The following is a 12351-nucleotide window of genomic DNA, read 5'->3' on the forward strand; positions in this document are numbered from 1 at the left end:
GAGAGTTTTCATGCAGCTTAATCCTGCTGAAATTAGCGATTTGATTAAAGCCAAAATCGCAAACTTGAATGTTGACACCGAATTACGTACCCGCGGTACCGTAATGTCAGTGACCGACGGGATTGTGCGTGTTCATGGTTTATCAGATGTCATGCAAGGGGAAATGCTAGAGTTTCCCGGTAATACATTTGGTCTGGCCATGAATCTGGAGCGTGATTCCGTCGGTGCCGTGATTCTGGGCGAATCCGAGCATATTAAAGAAGGCGATGAAGTAACCTGTACCGGACGTATCTTAGAAGTCCCAGTAGGTCGGGAGTTGATAGGTCGTGTAGTCGATGCGCTGGGTCGTCCGATCGATGGTAAGGGACCAATTAATGCCTCTCATACAGCTTCAGTTGAAAAAATTGCCCCTGGAGTGATTGCACGCCAGTCTGTGGATCAGCCAATGCAAACTGGTCTGAAAGCGATTGATTCAATGGTACCAATTGGTCGTGGACAGCGTGAGTTAATCATTGGTGACCGCCAAACCGGTAAAACAGCAGTAGCATTGGACGCCATTGTCAATCAAAAAGATACCGGTGTAATCTGTATTTATGTTGCTATTGGTCAAAAAGCTTCTTCTATTGCCAGCGTTGTGCGCAAACTCGAAGAGCAAGGAGCCATGGATCACACCATTATCGTTGCTGCTACAGCATCTGAAGCGGCAGCTTTGCAATATATTGCCCCTTATGCTGGTTGTAGCATGGGTGAATATTTCCGCGATAACGGTGAAGATGCTTTGATCGTCTATGACGATTTATCCAAACAAGCTGTGGCTTATCGTCAAATTTCCTTGCTTTTGCGTCGCCCACCTGGTCGTGAAGCCTATCCTGGGGATGTGTTCTATCTACATTCTCGTTTGCTGGAGCGCGCAGCTCGTATCAATGCTCATGAAGTAGAAGAATTGACTAAAGGTGCAGTAAAAGGCAAAACCGGTTCACTTACTGCGTTACCGATTATTGAAACTCAGGCCGGTGACGTATCCGCTTTCGTACCGACCAATGTGATTTCCATTACTGATGGTCAGATTTTCTTAGAGACAGACTTATTCAATTCTGGTATCCGTCCTGCCATCAACGCCGGTATCTCTGTATCCCGTGTGGGTGGTGCAGCACAGACTAAAGTGATTAAGAAACTCGGTGGTGGTATTCGTCTGGCATTGGCACAATACCGTGAATTGGCTGCTTTCTCCCAGTTCGCTTCTGATCTGGATGAAGCAACACGTAAACAGTTACGTCACGGTGAAGTGGTGACTGAACTGATGAAACAGAAACAGTTCAGCACGCTGAGTACCGGTGCAATGGCACTGACCTTATGGGCAATTAATAATGGTTCATATGATGATGTTCCAGTAGCCAAAGCGTTGGCTTTTGAAGCAGATTTTCTCGGTCACGTGCGTACTCAGTGTCCGCAAGTATTACAAGACATTGATGCAACCGGCACACTGAGCGATGAAAATGCTCAGAAACTGGATGATGCCATGAAGACCTTCAAATCGTCTTACAACTTCCAAGCGTAAGTAGGGTATTGAAAGGAGTCTGAAATGGCAGTAGGAAGAGAGATTCTCACCAGAATTCGCAGTGTTCAAAATACTCAAAAGATCACCAAAGCGATGCAGATGGTGTCTACCTCTAAAATGCGGAAGACTCAGGAACGGATGCGTCAGGCGCGACCGTATGCCGATAAAATTCGTTTGGTGATGAACCATTTGGCTCAAACCCATTCAGACCATAATATACCTATGCTACGAAGTAATAATGACAGTAAACGCGTTGGGTTTATTGTGATTACCAGTGACAAAGGTTTATGTGGTGGTCTGAATGCTAATATCCTGAAAGCATTCTTTCATAAAGTGCAGGAATGTACCAATCAGGGTCTGGATACCGAAGTAGTATGTCTGGGCAGCAAAGGGTTAGCAGCCTGTAATCGAGTGGGTATCAATGTGATTGCCAGTGTTGTTGGGATGGGTGATACCCCCAAACTGGCCGCATTACTGGGTCCGTTAACAGAAATTTTTCAGCGATATGCTAAAGGTCAACTGGATGCGATTTATCTGGTGTATGCCGGCTTTATCAATACTATGCGTCAGGAAGCGCGGTTGGAAACACTCTTACCAATCGGTCAGAGCGTATTAGACGAGGTTTCCGAAAGCAAAGAGTATGGCTGGGAATATGTTTATGAACCTTCCCCGCAGCAAGTGCTGGAATTTTTAATCCGCCGTTATTTAGAGTCTGTGGTATATCAGGCGTTATCTGAAAACATGGCTGCCGAACAGGCTGCGCGCATGGTAGCAATGAAAGCTGCTACCGACAATGCCAGCAATGCCATCAAAGAATTACGTCTGGTATATAACAAATCGCGTCAGGCGGCGATTACCACAGAGTTATCAGAAATTGTGGCCGGTGCTGCTGCTGTTTAAGCGGTACAGGTCAAATAAACTTAGGATGCGATAATGAGCCAAGGCAAAATCGTACAAATTATTGGTGCAGTGGTGGACGTAGAATTTCCACATGATGCTATTCCAAATGTGTATGACGCTCTAAAACTTGTTGATATCGACTTAACTCTCGAAGTCGAACAGTTATTGGGTGATGGTATTGTACGTACTATACCGATGGGTACTTCTGATGGATTGAAACGCGGTATGGCTGTGGTCAATACCGGCGCCCCGATTACTGTACCAGTTGGTACTGCCACTTTGGGTCGTATCATGGACGTTTTAGGTCATCCGGTTGATGAAGCCGGTGAAATCAAAGCCGAGAATAGTCGCTCTATTCATCAGCTGGCGCCTAAATTTGATGAGCTTTCAAGCTCAACCGAGCTACTGGAAACCGGTATTAAAGTCATTGACTTACTGTGCCCATTCGCTAAAGGGGGTAAAGTAGGTTTGTTTGGCGGTGCAGGTGTAGGTAAAACCGTCAATATGATGGAATTGATTAATAATATCGCCAAAGCACACAGTGGTTTATCTGTATTTGCCGGTGTGGGTGAGCGTACACGTGAAGGTAACGACTTTTATCATGAGATGAAAGATTCCAACGTGCTGGATAAAGTAGCGATGGTATACGGTCAGATGAATGAACCACCAGGTAATCGTCTGCGTGTGGCATTGACTGGGCTGACCATGGCCGAATATTTCCGTGACGAAAAAGACGAAAATGGTAAAGGTCGTGATGTCTTGTTATTTATTGACAATATTTATCGCTATACGCTGGCCGGTACAGAAGTATCTGCACTGTTGGGTCGTATGCCTTCAGCTGTAGGTTATCAACCAACTTTGGCTGAGGAAATGGGTCGTTTGCAAGAACGTATTGCTTCTACCAAAACCGGTTCTATTACCTCAATTCAGGCAGTATATGTGCCCGCGGATGACTTGACCGACCCGTCTCCAGCTACAACATTTGCTCACTTGGATGCAACCGTGGTACTGAGTCGTGATATTGCCTCGTTAGGTATTTATCCTGCTGTGGATCCGCTAGATTCAACTTCACGCCAGCTTGATCCGGCTGTTATTGGTCAGGATCATTACGATGTGGCACGTGGCGTACAGACCACTTTGCAGAAATATAAAGAATTGAACGACATTATTGCCATTTTGGGTATGGATGAACTGTCTGATGAAGATAAATTAACAGTTAATCGTGCTCGTAAAATTCAGCGTTTCTTGTCGCAACCGTTTCACGTGGCCGAAGTGTTTACTGGTTCTCCAGGTAAATATGTTTCTTTGCGTGATACGATTGCTGGCTTTAAAGCTATTCTTAATGGTGAATATGATCACCTGCCGGAACAGGCTTTCTATATGATCGGTAATATCGAAGAAGCTGCTGAAAAAGCGAAAACCCTAAACTAAGGAGCGCTTGATGAGTACCATGCAAGTGGAAGTAGTGAGCAATGAGGAAAATATCTATTCCGGCGAGGCAAGTTTTGTTGTGGTGCCCACGTTAGAAGGTGAACTTGGTATTTATCCTCACCATGAACCCATTATGAGTCTGGTGCGTCCTGGTGCCCTTCGTTTAAGGGTACCTGATCAGAAAGATGAAATTCTGGTGGCTGTTTCTGGTGGTGTATTGGAAGTGCAACCGGATAAGATTACACTTTTGGCCGATGTGGCTGTTCGCAGTGCTGAAATGGATCAGCAACGTGCTGAGGAAGCTAAAAAAGCGGCCGAATCAAGTATTCATGAAGCTCAGGATGATGCATCTTTAGCCAAAGCTCATGTAGCTTTAGCGGCGGCCATTGCTCAGCTGAAAACATTGGATTATTTGCGTAATCGAAAATAAGTCTTTCTGATAAGCATTTCAGGATTTAAAACTATATTATTAGATGAAAACCCGAGCCATAAACTCGGGTTTTTGTTTGAATTTTAATCAATATGATTTCATCTGCAGGAGAATTGCAACTAAAAAGAATAGATGTCGCCCAATTCACCATATTTGCTTCATTTTTTGATGCCCATTCGGTTGGTATTCAGCTTAATTCCACCTGACGTAAATGGGTTACAGATGATCATCAGTCTATTAATAAACAGAAAATGTTTAGCAAACTGATATCGTACAGTTTACGCCAAATTGATTAAGCCTGTTTAGTAGGATAAATAGTCAATTCACTGATATTGGTATCTTCAGGCTGCTCTATCGCAAAATTAACGACCCTGGCAATAGCTTCGGGACTAATGCCCACTTTTTGATAAAGTTTAGTCATACTTTGTAATACTGCTTCATCAGTGATGCTGTGCAGAAGTTCGGTATTAATGGCAGCTGGGTTCAAAGTGGTTGTACGGATATTGGTTTGTTCTTTAACACTTTCCTGTCGAATCACTTCCATCAGATTATGAACGGCAAATTTGGTTGCACCATATACACCGCAGTTAATATAATTTCTAATGCCGGCGATAGAGCAGGTGGTGATGATGTGACCCGATTTCTGGCGGGTAAAAATAGGCATCACTGCTGCAATACCATTGAGTACGCCTTTCAGATTGATATCAATCATGTCATCCCAGTCTTTGGTTTTCAGGGCACTAATGGGAGAGGTTGGCATAATGCCAGCATTATTAAAAATAACATCGACACCGTCAAAATGCTGTTGTGCCAATTCTACCAATGATTGAAGGTGCGCTGGTTGGCGTACATCAGTTACCTGATAAATAGCTTGTCCGCCATTGTGAGTTATCTCCTGCTGCAGTTGTTGTAATTGGTTTTCACGACGTGCAGCCAACACAACTTTTGCCCCGTTTTTAGCCAGCAACCGAGCTGTGGCAGCGCCAATACCTGATGAAGCTCCAGTAATAATCACTACTTTATTCTGTACACCCATATTTTATCCCTTCTTATCATTGATAGTTTGATCATCTAACCAACTCGCTGGATTTCTGACTAAAATTTAATCATTATCGTTGATTTCTTCTGCTCGTTAGTTTGATGGTTTTTCAACTTGCTCACTTAAATGGCAGTCAAAACTGCTGTAGTTTAGCTCAGTTTATATTTCGTTGTCGTGGTAAATTTCTTTAGCCAAATTAAACGCTGACCATGCTTTAGGCCAACCTGTATAAAAAGCTAAATGAGTGATGATTTCGACCATTTCCGCCTTAGTAATGCCATTTTGCTTGCCAATACTCAGGTGTGCTTTTAACTGCTCAAAATTACCACCACTGATTAATGCGGCAATAGTGATCATACTGCGTTGTTTGGCTGGCAATTGCTGTTGTCGGGACCAAACTTCACCAAACAAAATATCATCATTTAGATGGGCAAATTGTGGGGCGAAATCACCCAATAAATCATGACCCGCTGTTTGTTTTTTCATAATATTTCTCCTATAAATACAATGTTTATAAATGGTTATAAACATTTTGGTCAACTGGCTCTAACCATTCACTTTGCCCTTTGGTGATGGCAACATGGCTAAACCAGCTGTCTTTAGTCGCTCCATGCCAGTGTTTTATGCCTGCATGAATAACGACTACATCACCCGGATTAAGTAATTGAGCCGGCTGACCCGCTTGCTGATACCAGCCTTGACCGGCGGTAACAAGCAGTATTTGATAGCCATTTAAATGTTTGTGCCAGTGGTTATGACAACCTGGCTCGAACGTTACATTACTCACGTCCACATCAATATTGTCATCAATTGCAGCAAGATTGGCTAAATAACTTTGACCAACAAAATATTGTGCATAGTTACTGTTTATCTTGCCTTGTGGAAAAATTTGTTCAAAATCGATAGACATGGTTTTGCTCCTATTGTGGTTTGCTTTAAGTATAAAACTTAAAGTTCACTTTAACTCAAGCATTAAATTGAACATATCAAATGAGGTCGTTGTGATATCTAAAGATAAAAAATGGAAATAGTTAGATCAATGAATGAATTCAAGCCAAGTGGGTATTGATTAATGATAAACAATGTAGAGAAAGTAATGGAAAAAAAGCTTAAGAATCATTGGTACAAAATGATTTAGCTTTGAACTTGGGTAGAGTGGCTTTGAAATTGATAAATAACCAAATAGGCAATTTAGCTTTGTTTGATTGGGTATAAAAGCTCTCTAAGAATTGGAAAATGAATTATCTAAGTGAAAGACCAATTTACGTTGGATATAAACATTTGATATGAAGTGTTGAGAAATGATGTAATGTAAATGGATTTGAAGCATAAACGTAGTAATAAATATTATCAAAACTTATATTTGGTGTGCATATTGTATGAATAACTCGTCCACTAATTCTAACGTCTATAGCATTCGGGATTTTGCTGAACTGTTTAAGTTAACCACGGCAACAGTTCGCTATTATGAAAGTATGGGTTTAATTAAGCCTCAACGGCAGGCAAATCAGCGTCGTTATTATACGCAACACGATGTAGACTGGATGCGCTTTGTGTTGCACTTAAAAAATACGGGTATGAGTATGGCGCAGCTACAGCAGTATGTACTATTACGAAGTCAGGGAGACGAGACCATAGCTGCTCGGCTGGATTTGCTGTTGCAAACCCGAGCGGCATTTTTGCAGCAACAAGCTGAATTGGAACAACATGTACGTGTATTGAATGATAAAATTGACTGGTATCAGCAGCATCAGCAAGGTTTGCTGGCTGCGGATGTGAGTTTTGCAGACTATGTTCAAGGTAAAAATCATCATCTATGAATGATCTTTTAACTGTATGAACATGTCGCTTAGTTGTTCAATTGCTATGGAAGGTTTGCTGATCATTCTGGCTGTGATTTTTTTCTGATCTTTATTTTATTTTCTGACAGTACTACACCTGTAAGGGTGAATAAAGTGCCAACAACAGCAATCCAAGTAAGAGATTCATTGAGAATGATGACAGCTGCAATAATAGTAAATATGGGAATTAAGTAGATGTAAATACTGATTTTAACTGCCCCCAGTAGTTTTACAGCATAGTTCCACGAAGCAAAACAAAGAGCAGATGCACCAACACCAAGAAAAATTAGATTGAAAAGATTATCGGCTTTACTGAATCGAGATAGCTGCCACTCAAAATTAAGCAAATAAAGCATAGGTAGCATAAAGACTAGCCCATAGAAGAAAAAACGTCTGGTCAATGATATAATTGGGTAGCCATAATTACTGCTCTTTTTGGTCAGAATGGAATAGCACGACCAAAATAAACAGGCACAGAGCGCAAGAATATCTCCCAAGGGATTTAAAGCAAGGACAAATTTTCCGTTGAAACTTATCAGAGCAATGCCGATAATGGCAAACAGGCAGCCAAAATAAAATGGTTTGCTCGGTTTTTCGGCATTTAAAAAATAGATAGCTAATACACCGGTTAGAACCGGACAAAGGCTGGCGATCACGCCGACATTGGATGCAGTCGTATAAGTTAGTGCGGTATTTTCACACAAAAAATAACAGGTAATGCCACTAAATCCTGCACCGATAAAAATGGATTCGCGTTTTATGCCTTGCCACGGAAAACGGCGTGGGCAGATCAGCCATAGAGTAATATAGCCCAATAAAAAGCGTAAAAACAGAATTTCGATTGGTTGAAAATCTATTAATAATAGTTTGGTGGAGATAAATGTTGTAGCCCAGATCACAATAGTAATCAGTGCAATTAAATGCCCCTGTAATTGTTTGGAAAATAGCATGAATTTTCTCGATTTATCTGCTGTGAAGTGATAGATGGAATAATAAAATTATATTTATTAGGTTAAGGTAGAGTAGAGTATAAATGATTTAAATTACGCATAAAAAGGGATCTATGATGGATGGTTTTACATTGGCAGTAGCCCAGTTTCGTCCAGTAGCGGGAGATATTGGTTGGAATACGCGCAGGCATGTGCGTTTAATTAAACGGGCAATTGAGGCGAATGCAAAAATGATTATTTTTCCAGAATTGTCGTTAACAGGGTATGAACTTGAACTGGCCGAAAAACTGGCGTTTTCAGCTGATGATGTCAGACTGAACATTTTTCGTGAATTAGCTGACCAATTTGGCATCACCATCATTGTCGGTGCACCGGTATGGCAACAGAGCGGTAAAGTTGGGATTGGTTTGCTGATATTCCGCCCTAATTGCGCCACATCAACTTATTGTAAGATGCATTTACATGCTGGAGAAAATGAAATATTTGCACAGGGTGAAGAAGAGTTGGTTTTTGATTGTGGCGGCGAATCAATAGGATTGGCAATCTGTGCGGATACAGCTAATTCTGTTCATGCGGCAAATATAGCCGGTAAAGGGGCAACAATATATTTGTGCTCGATGCTGATTACCGCTAATGGTTATGCTGAAGATACCCGGATACTGAGTGAATATGCGCGCCAATACAAAATGCTGGTGGCGATGGCAAATTATTATGGTGAAACAGGTGGATGGTCTGCAATTGGCCAGAGTGGAATATGGAATGGCACTGGCGCATTAATTGGACAAGCTGGGATAGAAACAGAAGGTCTGGTTGTGGGCGTGAAAAAAAATGGGGTATGGAATGCGGAAACGATAGATTGTTGATGAATAATATTCGTTTTATCGTTTGGCGAACTTAGTTTAGCAAAATATTCTCTTAGTGATTGAGAATGTTTTTGACGAACAGCAGAAATATTGTGCTTTGTTGGTTGGGGAAGATATTGATCAGGTACCATCAATGATGGTGTTTGCAGCAAGAGGTCTAAGTTTAAAATGGGTTATAACCTCTCGACTATAAAAAATAGCCAAGCAATGACTAATTTTGACCCTTTCCTAAATTTTGTGTAACTGCCAGTTAAAAGTGACAATTGATTCTGTCATCAAATCCGACAATAAATCGATTCCTCGCACTTTTTCAGTTTCAAATAGACATTGTCCATATTGCGGATACTGGTTTTATCGCTAAATGAATGACCTTCTAACCGAATCATCTGTCAGGGAAAACCTGCGGTTCTTGATAGCATAACGAATCACACTATTTAAAGACTCTATTGCATTAGTGGTACAAATTGCTGTGTGAATGTTATTGGGATAAGCAAACAAGATGCTCACATCTTCCCAATACATAAGCCATATTGGCTAAAAACGGGTACTTAAAATAATAAATTAATTATTTTTATTAGATTGCCCTTATGTATCTTCAATCTCTTTTACAGCTTCTTCCAAAGAGTCAGGTCACAAATAAAGTTCTTGTAGACCATATTCGTCTAAAACAGATGAAATGGCATATGTACAATATTGGAAATAAGGAGGAATTGCATAATCACCATTAATCATTTTTTTTGAATATTATGCGCGTGTTCTCTTGTTAAAGTGATTTCGCGTTAAGGAAGCTTAATTAATATCTTGTGCATGATATTTTACAAACTCTGCTATTGAAAAAGGGATGTCCCCATTGCCATAAAAAGCTTCCGCTTGCACTTGATATTTCTGCATATAATCGCCATTGGTATTAAATAAGTTAAGGTATTTGCCTTTAATAAGGATTTATAGTGCAGAATGAGTTTCATATCCTAAAATGTCATTTTTTTCACCAATAAAATGGCAATTTTTATTCCTATAATTTTATTATACCCAATTGGTCAAGATTTACATGCAATAATACAATCATCTTTTGGTCCGGCATTATTGCTTAAGATAATGGAAATTTATTGCAAAATCGCGGTAGTTTTTCTGGTTAGATCCTAACCATATTAATTGTTAGAGCCAGATAAACGCACCTTTCATGCGTTAAATCCAGCCATGCTTTTAAAAGATGATAAACCTTGTCTAGTTTATGGCTCCATGGGTGGAGAAGGTCAACCACAAACGCAAGCGGCAATTGTGATTCGAATTGTTGATTATGGCATGACACCACAAGATGCCATTAATGCACCAAGAGGGTTACATCGCCGCACATGGGGTGCATCTTCCAATAATCTTAAAGTGGAAGGACGTATACCTAACGATGTAATTCATTCCCTCAAAATACGTTGACATGATGTGCGAATTGTTGATGATTATACTGATACCATGGATCATCTCGGTGCAATTCTTATCGATGCTTATCATCATCTATTTATAGGCGAAACCGACCAGAGCGGAGATGATTTAGCCGTTGCGTATTGATACTATTTAGGTGATAAATTAATAACTATAAAATGAAGTTTACCAGCACAGAAAATTCCTTTTGATCTATAACACTATCTAATGTTGTTAAGGTTTCCAGCGTTAAATGTTGGAAGATATTTAAATTTAAATGGGGGTTTGTGGCAAAGATACATGCAAGTTTTTCAATAAGATTAAGCTGATTGTTTGTTGATGCGTACAATTAATCCTTTGAGCTAATAGATAAAAATTGTTAAAAAATTCCCAGAATTTTCGTCTTTAAAGCGGTCGTACAATATTGATGTACAGGCGTCCAAAGGTATCCAACAAAACTCTCTGGCTCCCCCATTTCACTGCCCGTGGTGCGTAGGGCGAATATTTGACTAGTTTTAACTTGAAATCAGATTACAGTTAAGAGGTTTTTAATTTGATACCAGTATAGCTAAGTCATAATCTAGTTATTAATCAAATAGATTTCATATATAATAAACAAAATTTTTATATAGGTCTTGTTTTAAAAATGATGTCAAGTACAAAAGTTAAAAAAAATATAATGTTAACTTATGTAGATCTTTTTGCTGGGGCTGGCGGGCTTTCGGAAGGTTTTATTAGAAATGGTTTTGAGCCAATTATTCATGTCGAAATGAATGTTGATGCTTGTTATACCTTAAAAACAAGATTAGCATATCATTATTTGAAAAATAATAATCAATTAGATATTTATGCCAGTTATTTAAAAGCTGAAATTTCTCGAGCAGATTTATATGAAAATTTACCGATAGATTTATTAGATTCAATTTTAAATTTAAAAATTGATGATGCTAACTTAAATTATATTTATAAACAAATTGATAAAAATCTCAAATTACGCAAATTCAAGAAAGTTGACTTATTAATTGGGGGACCACCATGCCAAGCTTATTCCCTTATAGGTCGCCATGGTATTGATTGGGATAACGATGAACGTGTGAAACTATACAAACTATATGGTAAAATTCTTGCGAAATATAAACCTAGTATGTTTGTATTTGAAAATGTGCCTGGAATTATTAGTGCAAATAAAGGTGAGTACTTTAATGATTTACGTAGTTATTATGATAAGTTAGGCTATAATGTAGATTATCAGATTTTAAAAGCAGAAGAGTTTGGTGTTTTACAATCAAGACGACGAGTTATTATCATTGGTAGTTTAAAATCAAAAAAACTAGTTTATCCAGACTTTCCAAAAATGATTGAAAAATACACTACAGCTGATGTTTTTCATGATTTAGAAGTATTAAAACCAGGCGATTCTATTTCCAATGGTAAATATAAAAAATCTGCATCGGAGTATCAAAAAAAATATCATGTTAGAGAAAATTTTGATTTTTATACCCAACATATTACAAGACCCCACAACACAAATGATTTAGCTATTTATAAAATTGTTCAAGATAAATGGAATAATGAAAAGCATCGGCTCAAATACAATGATTTGCCTAAAAAGTTGAGAACTCAAAATAATATATCTTCTTTTTTGGATAGATTCAAAGTCGTAGACTTAAATGGACTTTCGCATACGTTAGTTGCTCATATTGCTAAGGATGGGCATTACTATATTCATCCAACACAAACCCGCTCTATTTCAGTTCGTGAAGCGGCAAGATTACAATCTTTTCCAGATAATTATTTTTTTGAAGGATCTAGAACCGCTGCATTTACTCAAATTGGTAATGCAGTGCCTCCGCTGATGTCACAGGTTTTAGCTAAAACTATCAAGGAAATTTTAATAAATTAATCATAATTTTTGAGAGGTTT

12 protein-coding genes and 1 pseudogene are annotated in these 12351 nt (G+C 39.3%); 8 read left to right on the plus strand and 5 right to left on the minus strand.

Features of this window, described 5'->3' with window-relative positions:
• Positions 1-10: 10 nt before the first annotated feature.
• From atpA to J3U68_RS01045, 4 genes are read left to right on the plus strand one after another with little or no spacing between them, the layout of a single operon-like run.
• Positions 11-1558, plus strand: a complete 1548-nt coding sequence (atpA, locus tag J3U68_RS01030) for a F0F1 ATP synthase subunit alpha (protein WP_267373610.1) — start codon at positions 11-13, stop codon at positions 1556-1558.
• Between the two features lie 24 nt (positions 1559-1582).
• On the plus strand, positions 1583-2458 hold the full coding sequence (gene atpG, locus J3U68_RS01035; RefSeq protein WP_267373612.1) for a F0F1 ATP synthase subunit gamma: 876 nt from the start codon (positions 1583-1585) through the stop codon (positions 2456-2458).
• Positions 2459-2491: 33 nt separating this feature from the next.
• Positions 2492-3889, plus strand: coding sequence for a F0F1 ATP synthase subunit beta (gene atpD / locus J3U68_RS01040; protein WP_267373614.1), 1398 nt, complete (start codon positions 2492-2494; stop codon positions 3887-3889).
• A 10-nt stretch (positions 3890-3899) separates the two neighbouring features.
• Positions 3900-4319 carry a F0F1 ATP synthase subunit epsilon gene (locus J3U68_RS01045; RefSeq protein WP_267373616.1) on the plus strand — a complete coding sequence of 140 codons (420 nt, stop codon included), beginning with the start codon at positions 3900-3902 and terminating at the stop codon, positions 4317-4319.
• Between the two features lie 292 nt (positions 4320-4611).
• Here the strand turns inward: J3U68_RS01045 and J3U68_RS01050 are convergent, their stop codons facing one another.
• The 3 genes from J3U68_RS01050 to J3U68_RS01060 all read right to left on the minus strand — a co-directional run bounded on the left by J3U68_RS01050 (position 4612) and on the right by J3U68_RS01060 (position 6268).
• A complete protein-coding gene (locus tag J3U68_RS01050; RefSeq protein ID WP_267373619.1) occupies positions 4612-5355 on the minus strand; it encodes an SDR family oxidoreductase in 744 nt (247 codons plus the stop codon).
• 162 nt (positions 5356-5517) lie between these two features.
• The gene (locus tag J3U68_RS01055; protein WP_267373621.1) at positions 5518-5844 is read right to left on the minus strand and encodes a carboxymuconolactone decarboxylase family protein; all 327 of its coding nucleotides are present in this window, start codon (positions 5842-5844) and stop codon (positions 5518-5520) included.
• A 25-nt stretch (positions 5845-5869) separates the two neighbouring features.
• Entirely contained in the window at positions 5870-6268 is a 399-nt protein-coding gene (locus tag J3U68_RS01060) for a cupin domain-containing protein (RefSeq protein WP_267373623.1), read from the minus strand.
• Between the two features lie 469 nt (positions 6269-6737).
• Between J3U68_RS01060 and J3U68_RS01065 the strand changes: the two genes are divergently transcribed.
• Positions 6738-7178 (plus strand): MerR family transcriptional regulator, encoded by a 441-nt coding sequence (locus tag J3U68_RS01065; protein WP_267373626.1) that lies wholly within the window; start codon positions 6738-6740, stop codon positions 7176-7178.
• A 62-nt stretch (positions 7179-7240) separates the two neighbouring features.
• Here the strand turns inward: J3U68_RS01065 and J3U68_RS01070 are convergent, their stop codons facing one another.
• The gene (locus J3U68_RS01070) at positions 7241-8149 is read right to left on the minus strand and encodes a DMT family transporter (RefSeq protein ID WP_267373628.1); all 909 of its coding nucleotides are present in this window, start codon (positions 8147-8149) and stop codon (positions 7241-7243) included.
• Positions 8150-8265: 116 nt separating this feature from the next.
• Between J3U68_RS01070 and J3U68_RS01075 the strand changes: the two genes are divergently transcribed.
• On the plus strand, positions 8266-9012 hold the full coding sequence (locus tag J3U68_RS01075) for a carbon-nitrogen hydrolase family protein (RefSeq protein ID WP_267373631.1): 747 nt from the start codon (positions 8266-8268) through the stop codon (positions 9010-9012).
• A 319-nt stretch (positions 9013-9331) separates the two neighbouring features.
• Here J3U68_RS01075 and J3U68_RS10640 read toward each other — a convergent pair.
• Positions 9332-9540 (minus strand): annotated as a pseudogene (locus J3U68_RS10640) (transposase); the annotation flags it as partial.
• A gap of 669 nt (positions 9541-10209) precedes the next feature.
• Between J3U68_RS10640 and J3U68_RS01080 the strand changes: the two are divergent.
• Positions 10210-10443, plus strand: coding sequence for a gamma-glutamyltransferase (locus J3U68_RS01080; protein WP_267373633.1), 234 nt, complete (start codon positions 10210-10212; stop codon positions 10441-10443).
• A 631-nt stretch (positions 10444-11074) separates the two neighbouring features.
• Positions 11075-12331 (plus strand): DNA cytosine methyltransferase, encoded by a 1257-nt coding sequence (locus J3U68_RS01085; RefSeq protein WP_267373635.1) that lies wholly within the window; start codon positions 11075-11077, stop codon positions 12329-12331.
• Positions 12332-12351 lie beyond the last annotated feature (20 nt).

The organism is Snodgrassella sp. B3882 (assembly GCF_026535915.1).
Taxonomy (GTDB): Bacteria; Pseudomonadota; Gammaproteobacteria; order Burkholderiales; family Neisseriaceae; genus Snodgrassella.

Bases quoted from the DNA above. Each gene is read 5' to 3' on its own strand.
- J3U68_RS01055 (WP_267373621.1), bottom strand. From the start codon at position 5,844: ATGAAAAAACAAACAGCGGGTCATGATTTATTGGGTGATTTCGCCCCA.
- J3U68_RS01060 (WP_267373623.1), bottom strand. From the start codon at position 6,268: ATGTCTATCGATTTTGAACAAATTTTTCCACAAGGCAAGATAAACAGT.
- J3U68_RS01075 (WP_267373631.1), top strand. From the start codon at position 8,266: ATGGATGGTTTTACATTGGCAGTAGCCCAGTTTCGTCCAGTAGCGGGA.
- J3U68_RS01085 (WP_267373635.1), top strand. From the start codon at position 11,075: ATGATGTCAAGTACAAAAGTTAAAAAAAATATAATGTTAACTTATGTA.
- J3U68_RS01045 (WP_267373616.1), top strand. From the start codon at position 3,900: ATGAGTACCATGCAAGTGGAAGTAGTGAGCAATGAGGAAAATATCTAT.
- J3U68_RS01065 (WP_267373626.1), top strand. From the start codon at position 6,738: ATGAATAACTCGTCCACTAATTCTAACGTCTATAGCATTCGGGATTTT.
- J3U68_RS01070 (WP_267373628.1), bottom strand. From the start codon at position 8,149: ATGCTATTTTCCAAACAATTACAGGGGCATTTAATTGCACTGATTACT.
- atpG (WP_267373612.1), top strand. From the start codon at position 1,583: ATGGCAGTAGGAAGAGAGATTCTCACCAGAATTCGCAGTGTTCAAAAT.
- atpD (WP_267373614.1), top strand. From the start codon at position 2,492: ATGAGCCAAGGCAAAATCGTACAAATTATTGGTGCAGTGGTGGACGTA.
- J3U68_RS01050 (WP_267373619.1), bottom strand. From the start codon at position 5,355: ATGGGTGTACAGAATAAAGTAGTGATTATTACTGGAGCTTCATCAGGT.
- atpA (WP_267373610.1), top strand. From the start codon at position 11: ATGCAGCTTAATCCTGCTGAAATTAGCGATTTGATTAAAGCCAAAATC.
- J3U68_RS01080 (WP_267373633.1), top strand. From the start codon at position 10,210: ATGCTTTTAAAAGATGATAAACCTTGTCTAGTTTATGGCTCCATGGGT.